Below are 17,827 nucleotides of genomic sequence, written 5' to 3' on the forward strand. Positions count from 1 at the left end.
CAAGACTCAGATTCATCAGAACTGGTAAGTCAGGCCGACTGCAACGATGTCATCGTTGTTAAGTGCCAGCTTGTTGTCTTTATCCAGTTGGTTAATTTTGTAATCAACAAACGTCGACATGTTTTTGTTGAAGTAGTAGGTCGCGCCCACGTCGATGTATTTAACCAGGTCTTCGTTGCCAATACCGTTTTCGATATCTTTGCCCTTGGTCTGAACGTAACCAATGGATGGACGCAGACCGAAGTCAAACTGGTACTGAGCAACCAGTTCCAGGTTTTCTGCTTTGTTGGCAGATCCAGAAACACCACCACCCGCGACACGGTTTGTTCCGCTGATTGGTGTCATGTTGCGCGTTTCGGTGTAGATAGCCGCCAGATAAACACTGTTAGCGTCATATTTCAGACCTGTGCCCCACGAAGTGGCCTTATCGCCGTGACCATATGTGCCCGCCTGCTGTGCGTTGGTACGGTCAGAAGAAGTGATAGCACCGAGTACGCTCACGCCAGAATCAGCAATGGTATAGCCCAGTGACGCGCCGTAGCCGTCACCATTTTGACGACTTGTATCGATGGCGTTATTCGTTCCTAAGCCACGTGTGTTCGCGCTTTTATCGTCATTTTTACCCTGATACTGCAGGGCAAACTTCAGGCCATCCACCAGACCAAAGAAGTTGTTGTTACGGTAGGTCGCTACGCCAGTGGCGCGCTGTGCCATAAAGTTGTCAGTACGTGCTGTGCCATCGCCGCCAAATTCCGGGAAGACGTCAGTCAGTGATTCAACGTCATACAGCACGCCATAGTTGCGGCCGTAGTCGAATGAACCGTACTGAGAGAACTTCAGACCGGCAAAGCCCAGACGGGTCTTGTTGCCGCTGTTCGCATCGGAGCCTTCTGAGTTGTTCGCGTTGTACTGATATTCCCACTGGCCGTAACCGGTCATCATATCGTTAATCTGCGTCTGTCCTTTAAAGCCAATACGCACGTAAGATTTATCGCCATTAGCACCGGCATTATCGCTGAAGTAATGCTCAGCTTTAACCTTGCCGTAGAAATCCAGCTTGTTACCGTCTTTGTTATAAACTTCAGCGGCCTGAGCAGCAGAGGTCAGGGCCAGAGCAGATACCACGATTGCCAGTGTACTTTTCTTCATTTGCTATCAATCCCAATGAGTAAAATTTTTTTGTCCTCAACGTCTTCTTGTTACAGGCATGGCTGCCTTTATTCTCCGGATGCTCAGTCAACAGGCCGGGGGGCATTCAGTTGCCGCCTTGTTACAACAAGAAAACTTTTGAGGCATTAATGAAAAAGTTTGTAAAACACGGACTTTTTACCGATCAATGATGAACTTTTTATGACAATTTTGATGTTTTGTTGTTAATGGGGAACTTTTGGTCTAATTGACGCTCTGCGAAATTTGCAGTTTTTCCCTTACAGGCTGTTGGCTTCCCTCACTGCACCTGTTAAAAAGTCCGTTCACAGAAATTTTTTACGGCAGGACAACATGAGTGGCAGTCAGACCCTTGTGGTCAAATTGGGTACCAGCGTTCTTACCGGCGGTTCACGTCGGTTAAACAGAGCGCACATGGTGGAATTAGTGCGTCAGTGCGCGCAACAGCACGCCGCCGGCCATCGTATTGTGATTGTCACCTCTGGCGCGATGGCAGCCGGTCGTGAACATCTGGGTTACCCCGAACTGCCGCCGACCATCGCCTCAAAGCAGCTGTTAGCTGCGGTGGGGCAAAGTCGTCTTATCCAGCTGTGGGAACAGCTGTTTTCCATCTACGGCATTCATATCGGTCAGATGTTACTGACCCGCGCCGATATGGAAGATCGCGAACGCTTCCTGAACGCGCGTGATACCTTGCGTGCCTTGCTGGACAACCACATCGTGCCCGTCATTAACGAAAATGACGCCGTTGCCACCGCTGAAATCAAAGTGGGTGACAATGACAACCTCTCTGCGCTGGCAGCAATGTTGGGCGGCGCGGACAAACTGCTTTTGCTGACCGACCAGCTGGGACTCTTTACCGCCGATCCACGCAATAATCCGGATGCTGAATTAATCAGCGATGTCCATATCATCGATGACGCGTTGCGTGCCCTGGCGGGCGACAGCGTATCAGGATTGGGTACGGGCGGGATGTCGACTAAACTGCAGGCTGCAGATGTCGCCTGCCGGGCCGGTATTGACGTGATTATTGCTGCGGGCAGCCGAAGCGACGTCATTAGTGACGTAATTGCGGGCAAGCCGGTGGGCACCCTGTTTCATGCTCAGCAAACGCCGCTTGAAAACCGTAAGCGCTGGATTTTTGGTGCGCCGCCGGCCGGTGAGATCACCGTGGATGACGGCGCGCTTGCCGCGATTATTGAGCGCGGCAGCTCACTGCTGCCTAAAGGTATTCGCGATATTCAGGGCAATTTCTCTCGCGGAGAAGTGATCCGTATTCGCAGCCTGCAGGGGCGCGATATCGCCCACGGCGTCTCGCGCTACAACAGCGACGCGATGCGCATGATCGCAGGTCACCACAGTCAACAGATCAGCGACATTCTGGGCTATGAGTACGGGCCGGTTGCGGTACATCGTGACGACATGATCGTCAGCTAAGGAACGAATATGCTTGAAGAAATGGGAAAGGCGGCGCGTGCCGCGGCCTGGGCAATGGCGGATCTGTCTGCAGCCGAAAAAAATCAGGTTTTACTGACGATTGCTGACCGACTTGAAGCGGAAAGCAGCGTTATTTTGACCGCAAATGAGCAGGATCTGGCTGAGGCACGGCAGAACAAGATGAGCGAGGCATTGCTCGATCGTCTGACCTTAACGCCTGCACGCCTCAGCGCGATTGCCAGCGATGTTCGCCAGGTCTGCCAGTTAGCCGATCCGGTCGGGCAGGTGATGGATGGCGGTCAGTTGGACAGCGGGCTACGGATTGAGCGCCGCCGGGTGCCGCTGGGCGTGATTGGCGTGATTTATGAAGCGCGTCCAAACGTCACCGTGGATGTCGCCAGCCTGTGCTTAAAAACCGGTAACGCAGCCATTTTGCGCGGTGGGAAAGAGACGTGGCGCACCAATGCGGCTACAGTGCGGGTGATTCAGAACGCACTCCAGCAGCATGGTTTACCGGCGGCAGCGATTCAGGCTATCGAAAATCCGGATCGCGAACTGGTGAATCAGCTACTCAAACTGGATCGTTATGTGGATATGCTGATTCCGCGCGGCGGGGCGGGTCTGCATAAGCTCTGTCGCGAGAACGCGACCATCCCGGTCATTACCGGTGGGATTGGGGTTTGTCATATTTATATCGATGAGACGATGGAAATCGCACCAGCGCTGGACATCATCGTCAATGCGAAAAAGCAGCGCCCCAGTGCCTGCAACTCTCTGGAAACGTTGTTGATTGACACCGCTATTGCTGACCGTTTCCTGCCCGCTTTTACTGCCCGCATGGCTGAAGAGAATATCCCTCTGCATGCCGATGCCAATATTCTGGCGCAGCTGCAGCAGGGGCCGGCCAGCGTTACTGCCGTGCAACAGGGCGACTATGACGATGAGTGGTTGTCGCTTGATCTTAACGTCAAGCGGGTCGCAGATATGGATGAGGCGATTGCGCATATTCGTATGCACGGCACGCAGCATTCAGACGCTATCCTGACCCGCAGCACGCAAAACGCGGCGCGTTTCGTTAAGCAGGTCGACTCTTCGGCCGTGTACGTAAACGCCAGTACCCGTTTTACCGACGGTGCGCAGTTTGGTCTGGGCGCAGAAGTGGCGGTCAGTACGCAAAAACTGCATGCCCGTGGTCCTATGGGGCTGGAGGCGCTGACCACCTACAAATGGATTGCCTGGGGTGATGATACCCTGCGTGCATAACGGTATTTTTTAAACAAACGGGGGCCCATTCAGGCCCCCGTTTTTTTTCATGCTGCTTTTTTCCGCACCACTCAATGGTAGAGTTTTTCCGCCGTTGATGGCTTTTTAAGCGGTGGGGATTATTTTTTACTGCGGGGATGAGTCGGCCGCGGTGCAATTTTTTACAAAAGATTGCTGAAAGGTGAGACGGTACGCGGCTTTGCGCCCTGTTTTATGGTTCGCTGTGCGGTAAAACTGCAAATAATAATCAGAAATGCTTAGTAATGCGGTTAGGTAGTAAACTGGCGGTAATATAAAATGAACTGGTAGCAATAATGAAAATAACATTCAGCTCCTCTTCAATGGTCGATTATTAACTGATGGTTAAAAAAGAGAGTACCCGACAAGCTTTCACCGCCAGGCTGATAGCCGCTTGTGAAAGTGCGGGCATTACAGGACACGGACGCAACAAACAGGTCGCCTGTGCGTTACAACGCCAGGGTTGTAAGATTTCAGCGCCGGGCGTGTGGAAATGGTTTAACGCTCAGTCTGTGCCTGATAATGGCAATTTACTGGCGCTCAGCCAGCTGCTTGGCGTGCGGGTAGAGTGGTTGCAATATGGTATGGATCAGCATCCAGAACCTTACCCGCTTCACGACGTCCCCTGCCAAAAAAACACCTTCCGCGTGAACAGTTTTGATTTAGGGCAGAAGTCAGGCGCAGGTCTGCCTGTGGGGGATGATTTTGTCGAAACCATTCAGGCCATCGAATACGGTCAGGATGAAGCCCGCGTGTTGTTCAGCGGCCGTCCGGCAGATCATATTCGATTAATTGCGATCAACAGCGATGCCATGTCCGACACTTTTGCACCACGCGATCAGCTGTTTGTGGACATAAGCGTCCAGCAGTTTGACGGCGACGGTATCTATATTTTTACCCTGGATGAACAGCTGTATCTCAAGCGGCTGCAACTGCAACACAAAAGAATTGCCGTCATATCAGATAATAAGCGTTATGAAACCTGGTATCTGGACAGGAATGAGGCGGGGAATTTAAACGTGCTGGCAAAAGTCATTATGAGTCAGGCCGGGCAGTATCACATTCTGGGATAGACAATTCAGCAGGCTGGGCCACCTGTAAGGCAAAAAAATAATCGGTCTAAATTCAAAAAGTTAACTTGTGGTAAAAAATAAATTAACCAGTGGTGTTTGATAAAGCATAAGAACCTGTTAATAATTTGAACATGGATGAAAGAACGTGTTACCACATGGATGAAACGCTCTTAAACAATTGAGGCGCTGCACAAGCGCGAATCAAACCCCCCAAAAGCCAATGAGCTTTGGGATGGGGTGGATGCGCATAATGCAGCGTCGTCAGATGCCGCCTGTACCCTTTTGCTGACCCTTCCACCTGACTGATTATTCAGCCGGGAGGAGAGCCTGTGAACACCATTCAGCGACATTCGAGCTTGTTCTTCAAACCCAAAACGCTCGCCTGCCACCCTATCGCCAAAGACTCATTCACAGGAGGAGTTATGGCGATAATTCATTATGGCAAAAGCGTTTTTATGGGCAATGCACGTACCCGCCGCCATCAGCGGCGTCAACCTCTCAACCGTCTTAAACAAAGCATTGACGAAGCACTTAACTACCCACCCGAAACGCGTCCTTTGCGGCGTGCTGAACAAATTTGTCAGCGGCAGGTTACCCCAGCGGTCGATCGTGCTGTAACCGCGCCGCGCCTGAGAAATAAAGACGTCTCGGGTTTTGATAACTGTTGTCTGCCCCATGTTCATCTCTACGCGGTTCGCTGAATCGTGTGACCGCTGTTGATTCACTGCCTGTCGCAGGTAACGCCATCCTTCCTTCCTGAGCCTGACCTTTGCGCAAATGCTTTAGTGCTGCTGCACCTTTAATCGCAATTCCCGCTGCGTTTATCTCTGGCACTAATCAGTTTGTTTTATGTTTTCCCGCACGGGATGGGTTGCCTGCACCCTTACTAAGGAGTTTTTATGAGCCAGATTATTGCAATTCTGAATTTTGAAGAAGGTTACGCTGAAATGCCTTATCTCGACACCCTGGGGTTCCCCACGGTCGCCGCCGGCATCCGGATTGGCCCTAAAGGCGCATCGTTAAGCAATTATGTCCTGCGGGTGCCGCGCCGCGTAGGCGATGTCTGGAAGCAATGCATTCTGGAAAACAAGATGACAGATATGCAGAGTCGCGCTCCCCTGAAACAGGTGCTGGCAAAGTGCAATGATGCGCGTACCGACGTGCTGTTGAGCATGGCGTACCAGTTGGGCGTTGATGGGGTTTTACAGTTTAAAAATATGCTCAGCGCAATCGCTCGTGAACACTTTACGGAGGCGGGCGATGCCATGCTTAACAGCCTGTGGGCACGGCAAACGCCCGGTCGAGTGAGACGTCATGCTGACGTTATGCGCAGCGGTAACTATGACGTTTATCGGGGGCTGTTATGAGATGGCTGTTTTTTATTATCGCGGTATTAGTTGTCGTGATTATTCTGCTGTTAATGCAGCGCTTCACCACGCTGCAGTTTGTTTCTCACGCCAAATTGTTATTTAAAACCTGGTCTGTATGGTTGGCTTCGCTGGGGTCAATGCTCAGCGCCTGGGTTCAGTCATTTCCGTCGTCTGCGCTGAATGCCTGGCAAACGTTGCCTGACGATGTGAAGAGCATCCTTCCCCACAATTACCTTGGTCTCATCGGCGCCTTCATGGTGGCGATGGGCGTCATCGCGCAATTTGTTCGCCAGAAAAACCTGCTGAATGAAAAGCGCCCCAGCAATAAGGAGACATCATGACGTTTATTTCTCTGTTTACCAGCGGCTGGCACGGGCTGGCGGCGATGGGTGCACTGATCATCGCCGTCGTTGCCAGCTACGTGGGAGGTAAGAAGATCGGCAAGGTGCAACAGCAAGCCCGGTCGGAAGCCGACAGCGCCAGGCAAGAGGCAAATCGCATGGCGAATGTTACTCATCAACAGCAACGCAATAGTGAGGAGGCGAAGCGTGTGGCGACTGATAACCTTAATCTTGATGACGCTGCTGCTCGCGACAAGCTGCAGCAGTCCAAATACCACCAACCTTAAACCTGCCACCTACAGCGATTCAGCCTGCATTCTCTTTTCCCCCATCTACACCCATGGCGATGACGCTCACAAAGCAGATATTCGCACCGTGCGCGCCATTAACAGCCACAACGATTTATGGGATGTCCTGTGTGGTCATTCCGCTGCCGAAGATTCTTTAACTTTCTGATTTACAGCCTATTATCCTGAGGAGGATATCATGATTGAAGTTAACTCATTTGCTGAGCTTCGTACGACCATGCCGTCAAAACCAGGTGAAATTGCCGTACTGAAACGCTACTACGATAAAGATTCCAGCTTTCGTGGCGGCGGCGATTTTGTGGGATTTACCGGCACCACGATTTTAAAAGATGATGGCGGTACGGTAGCCATAGGAAACGGCTTCTACTGGAAACGTTCAATCAACGATCCGCGAGAAGTGAACATCCTGCATTTTGGTGCAAAGGGCGATGGCGTCACGGATGACACCGATGCGTTTAAACGTATTCTCGGCTGGTCACAAACTTACAGCCAGAATATGAAGGGATTGCCGGTACGTTTCCCTGGCGGGCGTTTCCTGATTATGCCCATGGACTTGAGTGAGACGGAAATCCCCTTCTTTGGTCTGGCCGGGGACGATCTGGCGCTGGGTTCTCTGCCCGGCACCACCATCGTGTCAGATAAAAGTGCCAATACCCTGTTCAAAGTTCAGGCTCGGCGTACCACCATTCGCGGGATTACCTGGGACGGACAGGCCAGTGCCGATACTGTCACCAACACGGCAACCATTACCCCTGAAATGTGCAGCAATGTTCAGGCGTTTTTTGAAAACAGTTGTATGGCAGGGCAAATCGTTAATATCAGCTGCTTTCGGGGGCAGCGCAGCGGCGGAACCATCTTTAAGCTGCAGGACACGCTCGACAGTAAGTTTGAGCAAATCTATACCAATACCACCTACTCGCGCGTTTTCGATATCGGCTGGTCAGGTTCACCCAAAGGCGTCTGGGATCACTCCACAGCCATTGAGTTATGTAATGCCAATTTCCAGACGGGCTATGGCGATGCCACGCTGTATATGCCGCGCATGACGCAGGCGATCATGCGCAACGTATGGATCGAACATACGCGCAATCCCGGCGATTTATCCGATGGCGGCTGGACCATTGATACGCTCAATGTCGAGAACTGTAGTGCGCCTTTAATCCTGAATAATGCACGTGTGGTAATGCGTCATATTAACCTGCAGTCAGGCTCCAAACTCAGTCAGGATCTGGTCGGGGGGAAATGGCTTTCCACCTTTGAGTATGGTTACCGCCGTGACGAGAACTACGGCACCTTTATGAGTGGTTCGCTGCGGGCAGGGTACTTTAGCGGCTACAAGGTGGTGAATAACACCGAGACGGATAACTGGTACCGTTTAGGTCAGGTGTTTTTTCCGTCACCCAATCAGCAATGGGTCATTGAGTTGATCGGTAAAGCGGATAACACCACGCCTTCGGGGACAGCAGGATCGCCCATCAACATGCCCGGCACCGGGAAGACCTGGATCAACCTGCAACGACTGGATACGGTCTGGGCTGATGCCTGTCATATGGGGCAGCCAGCGGTTATTGATATCCGTTACAACCGGGTGGGCACCACCTATGCTGGCGTGTGGGTTAAGCTAAGAGCCAACAGCGGCGAAACCATGTTTAACCTGAAAACCACCGGACCAACGCGCTTTGATACGGGTTCCTGTTCCCTGTTTCAAAGTGATATGTCGCTGGTTGATGACGTATCGAAGGTGGGAACGCTCAAGCCAGCGGCACGCTTTGGATTGCACAATGGCGTGGCAGGGCTGGGAGCCAATGAAAAAGGCGTGGTGACCCTCGCTACCGCGGTGGGCACACCGACCAACAAAACGACGCCGACCGGTTTTGTGCTCATCAATATTAACGGTACCGATCGTAAGGTGCCTTATTACGATTAACGTCGGCAACCCTACGCGAGGCTTCGGCCTCGCTTTTTTTTTGCGTTGTGCCCAGCATTGTGCGGCTCCCAGGCTTCTCTTCACTGTGAGCACTATCTGAGAGTGTGCCGCAGATAGCGTAAAACAGCTTCTGCACCCGTTTTAATCAACACTGCGATCGGGCTTAAAAAATAGAATATTGCGCTGCATCAATAACCATACAGAGACAATGGTTTTCGGGGCTAAATAACCTTATAGTCTGTGCAACTTTTTGTTGTTGTTCTTTTACTCTGGAGGCTACATGGAACTCAGCCGAAGAAAATTCTTCCGCATCTGCGCAGGCGGCCTGGCCGGAACCACTGTTGCATCTCTCGGATTTTTATCCTCTTTCTCTTTGCAGGCAGCAACCCGTCAATACAAACTGATAAAAGCGAAAGAGACACGCAATAACTGTACCTACTGCTCTGTCGGCTGCGGCATGTTGATTTACAGCCTGGGCGACACCGCTAAAAACGTGAGAGAACGTATCTACCACGTAGAGGGCGATCCGGACCATCCGGTCAGTCGTGGCTCGCTCTGCCCGAAAGGGGCCGGTGTACTGGATTATATTCACAGTGAAACCCGTTTGCAGTACCCCGAGTATCGTGCGCCGGGATCAAACACCTGGCAGCGCATCAGTTGGGATGAGGCCATCAACCGTATTGCCCGTCTGATGAAGGACGATCGCGATGCGAATTTTATTGAGAAAAATGCTCAAGGCGTCACGGTTAACCGCTGGACCACAACGGGCATGTTGTGCTCCTCGGCGGCCAGTAACGAGACGGGCATGCTCGATGGTAAGTTTGCCCGCAGTTTAGGCATGACCGCGATAGACTGCCAGGCACGTTTGTGTCATGGGCCCACGGTGTCTGCGCTGTCTCCAACGTTCGGCCGCGGCGCCATGACCAATAACTGGGTCGATATCAAAAATGCCAACGTTGTGCTGGTTATGGGGGGCAATGCGGCTGAAGCGCATCCGGTGGGGTTTAAATGGGTTATTGAGGCGCAGACTAAAAATGACGCCACGGTGATTGTGGTGGACCCGCGTTTCAACCGAACCGCCGCCGTTGCCGATGTCTATGCGCCGATTCGCGCCGGTTCGGACAACGTGTTCCTGCTTGGCGTCATCCGCTACCTGATTGAACATGACCGTATTCAACATGAATATGTCCGGCATTACACCAATGCCAGCCTGCTGATTCGCGATGATTACGCCTTTGATAACGGCTTGTTCAGCGGTTTTGACGCGGATAAGAAGCAGTATGATAAATCCAGTTGGTTCTATCAGCTCGATGAACAGGGAAATGCGCGACGGGATTCCACACTGCGTCATCCGCGCTGTGTGTGGAATCTGCTTAAAAAGCACGTCGAACGTTATACGCCAGAGATGGTGAATCGATTATGTGGGACCTCAGTCGCAGACTTCACCCGTATCTGTGAAATGCTGGCCAGCACCAGCGTGCCGAATCGCACAGCAACGATATTGTATGCGCTGGGATGGACTCATCACTCTTCCGGTGCGCAAATTATCCGGGCGGCGGCCATGTTGCAGCTGCTGCTCGGCAATATCGGTATGGCGGGCGGCGGTATTAATGCGCTGCGCGGTCACTCGAATATTCAGGGCTACACCGATCTGGGATTGCTGTCGACCAATCTGCCGGGCTACATGCCTCTGCCTTCAGAGCATCAGCCAGATTATCAGACCTATATTTCACAGATTACACCGCCTGCACTGGGGGTTAATGAGGTGAACTACTGGCAGAACACGCCGACGTTTTTCGTCAGTATGATGAAAAGCTTCTGGGGGGAACATGCCACTGCGGAAAATAACTGGGGCTATGACTGGTTGCCGAAATGGGATCGTCTTTATGATGTGATGACGCAGGCCGAATTGATGCTGGAGGGCAAAATCAACGGCTATATTGTTCAGGGTTTCAATCCGCTTGCTGCCTTCCCCGATAAAAACAAATCGTCTCGCGCGCTTTCAAAGCTCAAATACATGGTGGTCATTGATCCGCTGGTAACAGAGTCCTCCAACTTCTGGCAAAACCACGGCGAAATGAATGATGTTAAGCCAGAGACGATCCAGACCGAAGTCTTCCGTTTGCCGTCATCCTGCTTTGCCGAAGAGAACGGATCGATTGTGAATTCCGGCCGGTGGATACAGTGGCACTGGGCGGCGGCAGAGCCACCGGGCGAGGCATTACATGATGGTAAAATTCTGGGACGGCTCTTTATGCGATTGCGAGAGCTTTACCAGCAAGAGGGCGGGGCTAATCCGCAGCCTTTACTCAATCTCAACTGGAATTATAACGATCCCTACGATCCGCATCCTGAGGAGCTTGCTCGTGAGGCAAATGGTATGGCGCTTCAGGATCTGTATGACGCAGAGGGTCGGTTAATCGCGAAAAAAGGGGAGCAGCTCAGCAGCTTTGCCCAGCTTCGTGATGATGGATCTACCAGCAGTTACTGCTGGATCTACTGCGGCAGCTGGACGGAGCAGGGTAACCAGATGGCGAATCGCGATAACAGCGATCCTTATGGGCTGGGCTGTACGCCAGGATGGGCATGGTCGTGGCCAGCCAACCGCCGGATTCTGTATAACCGGGCCTCTGCCGATCCGTCCGGTAAGCCCTGGGATGCAAAACGCGCACTGCTGCACTGGGATGGTCAAAAATGGGCAGGGATGGACGTTGCGGATTACAACGCGTCTCCGCCAGACAGCCATGTCGGGCCATTTATCATGAACCCGGAGGGCGTTGCACGCCTGTTCTCGATCGACAAAATGAATGATGGCCCTTTTCCGGAGCATTATGAGCCGGTTGAATCACCCATTGGAACGAACCCACTGCATCCAGCGGTCATCTCCAGCCCGGTAGCGCGTATTTTCAGTGACGATATCGCCAATATGGGCAAAGCCGATGCGTTTCCCTATGTCGCCACCACCTATTCCATTACCGAGCTGTTCCGTCACTGGACAAAGCACGCCCGGCTTAACGGCATCGTGCAGCCTGAGCAGTTTATTGAGATTGGCGAATCGCTGGCCAATGAGAAAGGTATTGCCGCAGGGGACATGGTTAAGGTGATGTCTAAACGCGGCTATATCAAGGCGAAAGCCGTGGTGACAAAGCGTTTGCAGACGTTAACGATCGACGGAAAACGTGTAGATACCATCGGGATTCCCTGCCACTGGGGATTTGAAGGTGCAACGCGCAAAGGCTTTCTGTCCAATACGTTGACGCCATCGGTGGGTGATGCCAACTCACATACGCCAGAATACAAAGCGTTTCTGGTCAACATTGAGCGGGCGTAAGGAGGGAACCCATGTCTATGCAATCTCAAGATATTATTCAACGCTCGGCGACCAACAGCTTAACGCCGCCCCCGCAGGCGCGGGACTTTCAGGCCGAAGTGGCAAAACTTATCGACGTCTCCACCTGCATTGGCTGCAAAGGCTGTCAGGTGGCTTGCTCAGAATGGAATGATATCCGTGATGAAGTCGGTCACTGCACGGGTGTCTACGATAATCCGATGGATTTAAGTGCAAAATCCTGGACGGTAATGCGCTTCAGCGAAACTGTGCAGGAGGGCAAACTGGCGTGGTTAATTCGCAAAGATGGCTGTATGCACTGCGCGGAACCGGGCTGTCTCAAAGCCTGCCCTTCTGCTGGCGCGATTATTCAGTACGCTAACGGCATCGTGGATTTTCAGTCTGAGCATTGTATCGGTTGCGGTTACTGCATTGCCGGTTGCCCGTTCAATGTGCCACGGCTGAATCCCGATGATAATCGCGTTTATAAGTGCACGCTCTGTGTGGACAGGGTGAGTGTGGGTCAGGAACCGGCTTGTGTAAAAACCTGCCCGACAGGTGCCATTCAGTTTGGCAGCAAAAAAGAGATGTTGAGCGTGGCAGACGCGCGCGTGGCACAGCTAAAAAAACGTGGCTATGCCCATGCGGGTATCTATAACCCACCAGGCGTCGGGGGGACGCACGTGATGTATGTTCTGCACCATGCGGACAAGCCAGAGCTTTACCACCATCTTCCCGCCGATCCAAAAATCGCTACGCCAGTTAATGTATGGAAGGGCGTGCTCAAACCGCTTTCCGCTGCGGGATTTATTGCGACCTTTGCCGCGCTTATTTATCACTATGTGGGCATAGGGCCGAATAACGAGACGGATAATGAAGAGGAGAACGATCATGAGTAAGCGCAACATGATCCTGCGTACCCGATTTATCGACCGCGCCTGCCACTGGACCGTGGTGATCAGCTTTTTTCTGGTTGCGCTTTCCGGCCTTGGGCTGTTTTTTCCAACACTACAGTGGCTCACTGCAACCTTCGGCACACCGCAGATGGGACGGATTTTACATCCGTTTTTTGGTGTACTGATCTTCGTGTTGTTGATGGTGATGTTTGTGCGCTTTGTTCGTCACAACATCCCAGACAGGCAGGATATGCCGTGGATAAAAGGCATTGTCGAAGTGCTCAAGGGCAATGAGCACAAAGTGGCCGATGTAGGTAAATATAATGCAGGCCAGAAAATGATGTTCTGGGCCATTATGTCTTTGATCGTGGTGCTGGTGGTGACGGGCATTATTATCTGGCGACCTTACTTTGCGGCGTATTTCCCCATCACGGTTATCCGCTGGAGCCTGCTGATCCATGCCGCAGCCGCGATCGTGCTGATCCATGCCATTTTGATTCATATCTATATGGCGTTTTGGGTTAAAGGCTCAATTACCGGGATGATTGAGGGTAAAGTCAGTCGTCGCTGGGCGCGGAAGCACCATCCGCGTTGGTATCGTGAGGTGGAGGCGACGGAGAAGGCGGCGGTGGAGACCGCCAGGCGGTGTCGATAGCGGTTTTGCAATGGTTCTGCCCGCGAGGCGGTGGGGACACCGTTTTGCACTGAGCATGTTCCGCCCGCCATGCGTCGGGGAGTTTCAGCCTGTCCGTGCAGGCGGTCGGGTTAAGGGGCTCGCGCCAGCCCCTTAACAATCCCGGCGTCCGGCAGCCGTCGCTGTCCCTTCGTCGCTCACTGCGGCCTGACGGACCGTCCGGATGCGCCCTCCGTGGCGCAGCCGTCCTCGTCGCGGCGTCCCTGCCGCGCCGTCCTGGCCTCCGTTCTCTCCTCAGCGCGCCGGATGCCTCCAGCAAACCCCCGCCTGTGGGAACCTGTTCTTTATTTGGTGCGGCTTTGCCTGAGGATTTGCATTGAATGGGTTTTGCCCGCCGGGGGGATTTGTGGTTTTGCACTAAGCATATTCTGCCCGCCAGGTGCCGGGGATGCGGCTTTGCTCTGAGCATGTTCCGCCCGCGAGGCGGTGGGGATACGGTTTTGCACTGAGTATGTTCCGCCCGCCAGGCGTCGGGGAGTTTCAGCCTGCCCGTGCAGGCGTTCGGGTTAAGGGGCTCGCGCCAGCCCCTTAACAATCCCGGCGTCCGGCAGCCGTCGCTGTCCCTTCGTCACTCACTGCGGCCTGACGGACCGTCCGGATGCGCCCTCCGTGGCGCAGCCGTCCTCGTCGCGGCGTCCCTGCCGCGCCGTCCTGGCCTCCGTTCTTTCCTCAGCGCGCCGGATGCCTCCGGAAAACCCTCGCCTGTGGGAACCTGTTCTTTATTTGGTGCGGCTTTGCCTGAGGATTTGTATTGAATGGGTTTTGCCCGCCGGGGGGATTTGTGGTTTTGCACTAAGCATATTCTGCCCGGCAGGCGGTGGGGATGCGGCTTTGCTCTGAGCATGTTCCGCCCGCGAGGCGGTGGGGATACGGTTTTGCACTGAGTATGTTCCGCCCGCTAGGCGTCGGGGAGTTTCAGCCTGTCCGGGCAGGCGTTCGGGTTAAGGGGCTCGCGCCAGCCCCTTAACAATCCCGGCGTCCGGCAGCCGTCGCTGTCCCTTCGTCACTCACTGCGGCCTGACGGACCGTCCGGATGCGCCCTCCGTGGCGCAGCCGTCCTCGTCGCGGCGTCCCTGCCGCGCCGTCCTGGCCTCCGTTCTTTCCTCAGCGCGCCGGATGCCTCCAGCAAACCCTCGCCTGTTAGGGCTTATATTTTTCCGAAATACTGCTTCGCCTGTTATTAACATGCGTAATCAGAACTGAAGACAGGGAAACCTGACGAAAATGAAAAAATGAACAGCAATAAGCTGTGATGCTTTTCTGGTATCTGAAGCGATGTTTTCTGACATCTGAAGCGATACAGGCGTTGGTTTTCACACAGTTATCAAAGCGGGGGAGTTGGGCCGGCCTTCCCGTCCCGCTGAGCGGATGCAGGATTTCCGGATGAGCCGACAGGACGTCGGCGAAAGCCAGGCCGCGCCAGGGATGGCGCGTCCTGGCGGTCCGGCAGAAATCCTGAAGCCGCGAAGGGACCGCGCAGCGGCGGGTGGGCAGGACGGGAGCCCGGGGTCAAGGGGCCGCGGCGACTGGCGGCCCCTTGTCGGTCGCCCGCACGGGGCGGACTGAAACTGCCCGCCGCCTGGCGAGCGAAACCTTCCCGGAGCTTTATGACTGAACGCCGCTCAGGCTGGCAACCCGGCAACCCGGCAGCCCGGCAGCCCGGCAGCCCGGCAGCCCGGCAGCCCGGCAGCCCGGGGGCAAGGGGCCGCGGCGACTGGCGGCCCCTTGTCGGTCGCCCGCACGGGGCGGGCTGAAACTGCCCGACGCCTGGCGAGCGAAACCTTCTCAGAGTTAAATGACTGGACGCCGCTCAGGCTGGCAACCCGGGTTCCCGCATGGAGCTGGCTGAAGCTCTCTACTGCCTGGCGAACGCAACCCTCTCAACGCTAAATAAAGGCCCACCGCTCAGGTGATCAGGCAAAGCCATGTTCATGCCATGAATGCCGCCGCCCAGGCCACCATCCAAAGCCACGTTCATACCATGAACAGCCCCCACTCAGGCTAATTCCCCCACTATTTTTGCCTGAACTGGCTCGCATCAATGGCATAGCGTTTCATCTTTCGCCACAGGGTCGTGCGTCCAATATTCAACAGATTCGACATCTCCTGCACCCGACCGTGGGTAACACGGGCGGCATGAATAATGGCTTCTTTTTCAATCGCGCTAAACGATAAATTATCCGGTAATAACGAAGAGGACGTTTCGCTATAAGGCTGTTCAGCGAATAAAGACTCAGGCAGGTTACTCAACCGAATGTGACCGTGCTCGCTACTGATAGCGATATTCTCAATGACGCTGTTTAATTCAAAATCATTACCCGGCCAGCCATAGTTGACTAACCTTGCCATCGCGTCGTTATCAAGTTTAAACCGGGATGAAAACTGTTTTTCCAGTCGGCGCAGGCGGTGAGTGACTAACGTGGGAATGCTGTTACGCCGCGCCCGTAAAGGAGGAATAACGATTTCAAACGAATGCAGAGCGTAATAGAGCTGGCGGCTAAAACGATTTTGTTCCACCCGTTGTGCTAAATCGACCGACGTGGTGGCAATGATCTTCACATCAACGGGGATTAACCGCTGTGCCTCAAGACGCGTCAAAACCCCTTGCTTGATCACCTGTAAAAGAATCGATTGCAAGGCAGGAGCCAGATACTCAATTTTATCCAGAAACAACGTACCGCCGTGTGCCAGCTCAAGACGACTCAGCCGACCATTTTCCTCCTCGCTGGGCGCATTACCGATAAAATCCTTTCCCAACGTGCTGTCGGCATATAACTGACAGTTAACGGCAATATAGGGCCCGCTCGCCCGGTCACTTTCGTTATGAATAGCCTGACTCAGCAGCTCTTTGCCCACGCCTTCTTCCCCACTCAGCAGTACGGGAAAGCTGCCTTTGGCGGCCTGACGACCAAAATGTATTAAACGCCGCGTGTCCGCATCCTGTTCTGGCATCTGTTCAAAAGTGTGGCTGACTTTTCCCAGTTGGCGGGTCATGAGTTGACGAACCTGCTCAACAGGGTGGAGCAGTAAAATAAAGCTGTTGCCCTGAACTTCAACAATAGGCTTCAGAGTAATCACCGCATCAACAAACTGATGCTGGCTCTCAAAGGTGACTTCCACATGCTTTAATCCCTGCGCCTGCTTAATTGCCCGGCGCAACAGGGCGGGCAGAGTAATAAGGTCAGCAATGTTCCTCCCCTGACTGCTTAAGGCATCCAGATGCAGCAGCCGGGCTGCCTGTGCATTCAGAAATTGCAGAACGCCTTGCTCATTCCACGCCATAACACCATCATCCATGCTCTCCAGCAGGCCATAAAGCTGGTTCAGATGGCGGTTGGACTCGGCTAATAAATTGTCCGTTAATAGCGAATTACCCACTTCCCGGGCGATAGACAGCGTGAGGGAAAGATCAGAGGACGCCTGATCCTGACGCAGACAGGCCAGCGCGATAGAGCCAAATAAACGGCCATGATTATCAAATATCGGGGTTGAGCAGAAAGACCAGGCATGGAGCGCCCGTTTAAAGTGATGTTCGCCGTGGGTTTTTACTGGCTGGCCTTCTAAAGCCGCCAGCGACAGGGCGCAGGTACCAATGATGCTTTCAGCACAGTAGCTGCCGTCGTGCAGACCTAATGCCTCAAGCTGCATCAGCGTCTGTGCATCACCACAGCGGTTCAAAATACAGGCGGATTCATCCAGGATAAACAGGGCACAAGGCCGGTTCTCCATGTACTCCCACGCATCCTCAAGTGTTGCCTGACCAAGGGTGAGTAAGGCAGTTTTGCGCCGACAAATTGATTCGTAGGTTAATCCCTGTGCCTGATGTGGCGTTTGCCAGTTACCCCGCTGCATATATTTACTGCAACGCTGCCATGACTGAGTGATCACCGCAGAAACGTCCTTATCGCTATCGGGAGTTAACGCTGTCATATCCATTTCCGCTAAAAGACCATAGAAAATCCCCTTAGCAGACGCGGCTAAGGGGAAGTTGGTGCCCTTACTGAT

General features: G+C 53.5%; 14 protein-coding genes. 12 read left to right on the top strand and 2 right to left on the bottom strand.

Annotation, left to right across the window (positions count from 1 at the left end):
- Positions 1–15 precede the first annotated feature (15 nt).
- A complete protein-coding gene (ompC, locus tag A6A26_RS09815) occupies positions 16–1,149 on the bottom strand; it encodes a porin OmpC (RefSeq protein WP_063878559.1) in 1,134 nt (377 codons plus the stop codon).
- Positions 1,150–1,500: 351 nt separating this feature from the next.
- On the opposite strand from ompC, the gene proB reads away from it, so the two are divergent.
- The 12 genes from proB to A6A26_RS25455 all read left to right on the top strand — a co-directional run bounded on the left by proB (position 1,501) and on the right by A6A26_RS25455 (position 15,712).
- Complete coding sequence (gene proB, locus A6A26_RS09820; RefSeq protein ID WP_063878560.1) at positions 1,501–2,604, top strand: glutamate 5-kinase; 1,104 nt, start codon at positions 1,501–1,503, stop codon at positions 2,602–2,604.
- Between the two features lie 9 nt (positions 2,605–2,613).
- Positions 2,614–3,867: a glutamate-5-semialdehyde dehydrogenase gene (proA, locus tag A6A26_RS09825; RefSeq protein WP_063878561.1), complete on the top strand. Its 1,254-nt coding sequence runs from the start codon at positions 2,614–2,616 to the stop codon at positions 3,865–3,867.
- 359 nt (positions 3,868–4,226) lie between these two features.
- Positions 4,227–4,958 carry a S24 family peptidase gene (locus A6A26_RS09830; RefSeq protein WP_063878562.1) on the top strand — a complete coding sequence of 244 codons (732 nt, stop codon included), beginning with the start codon at positions 4,227–4,229 and terminating at the stop codon, positions 4,956–4,958.
- A gap of 422 nt (positions 4,959–5,380) precedes the next feature.
- Complete coding sequence (locus A6A26_RS09835) at positions 5,381–5,659, top strand: transcriptional antitermination N peptide (RefSeq protein WP_063878563.1); 279 nt, start codon at positions 5,381–5,383, stop codon at positions 5,657–5,659.
- 198 nt (positions 5,660–5,857) lie between these two features.
- Entirely contained in the window at positions 5,858–6,325 is a 468-nt protein-coding gene (locus tag A6A26_RS09840; RefSeq protein WP_063878564.1) for a lysozyme family protein, read from the top strand.
- Entirely contained in the window at positions 6,322–6,669 is a 348-nt protein-coding gene (locus A6A26_RS09845; protein ID WP_063878565.1) for a DUF7940 domain-containing protein, read from the top strand. The genes A6A26_RS09840 and A6A26_RS09845 overlap by 4 nt, the downstream gene beginning before the upstream one ends.
- On the top strand, positions 6,666–6,956 hold the full coding sequence (locus A6A26_RS09850) for a hypothetical protein (protein ID WP_028724061.1): 291 nt from the start codon (positions 6,666–6,668) through the stop codon (positions 6,954–6,956). The genes A6A26_RS09845 and A6A26_RS09850 overlap by 4 nt, the downstream gene beginning before the upstream one ends.
- Positions 6,957–7,155: 199 nt before the next feature.
- A complete protein-coding gene (locus A6A26_RS09855) occupies positions 7,156–8,904 on the top strand; it encodes a glycosyl hydrolase family 28-related protein (RefSeq protein WP_063878566.1) in 1,749 nt (582 codons plus the stop codon).
- A gap of 280 nt (positions 8,905–9,184) precedes the next feature.
- Positions 9,185–12,235 carry a formate dehydrogenase-N subunit alpha gene (fdnG, locus tag A6A26_RS09860; protein ID WP_074180996.1) on the top strand — a complete coding sequence of 1,017 codons (3,051 nt, stop codon included), beginning with the start codon at positions 9,185–9,187 and terminating at the stop codon, positions 12,233–12,235.
- 11 nt (positions 12,236–12,246) lie between these two features.
- On the top strand, positions 12,247–13,131 hold the full coding sequence (gene fdxH, locus A6A26_RS09865; RefSeq protein WP_063878567.1) for a formate dehydrogenase subunit beta: 885 nt from the start codon (positions 12,247–12,249) through the stop codon (positions 13,129–13,131).
- Positions 13,124–13,783 carry a formate dehydrogenase-N subunit gamma gene (gene fdnI, locus A6A26_RS09870; protein WP_063878568.1) on the top strand — a complete coding sequence of 220 codons (660 nt, stop codon included), beginning with the start codon at positions 13,124–13,126 and terminating at the stop codon, positions 13,781–13,783. The genes fdxH and fdnI overlap by 8 nt, the downstream gene beginning before the upstream one ends.
- A 1,764-nt stretch (positions 13,784–15,547) precedes the next feature.
- Entirely contained in the window at positions 15,548–15,712 is a 165-nt protein-coding gene (locus A6A26_RS25455) for a hypothetical protein (protein WP_156506651.1), read from the top strand.
- Positions 15,713–15,835: 123 nt separating this feature from the next.
- Here A6A26_RS25455 and dhaR read toward each other — a convergent pair whose 3' ends face one another.
- The gene (dhaR, locus tag A6A26_RS09880) at positions 15,836–17,752 is read right to left on the bottom strand and encodes a dihydroxyacetone kinase operon transcriptional regulator DhaR (protein ID WP_063881114.1); all 1,917 of its coding nucleotides are present in this window, start codon (positions 17,750–17,752) and stop codon (positions 15,836–15,838) included.
- Positions 17,753–17,827: the final 75 nt, after the last annotated feature.

Origin of the sequence: Pantoea sp. OXWO6B1, from assembly GCF_001641135.1 — a bacterium.
GTDB lineage: Bacteria > Pseudomonadota > Gammaproteobacteria > Enterobacterales > Enterobacteriaceae > Pantoea > Pantoea allii.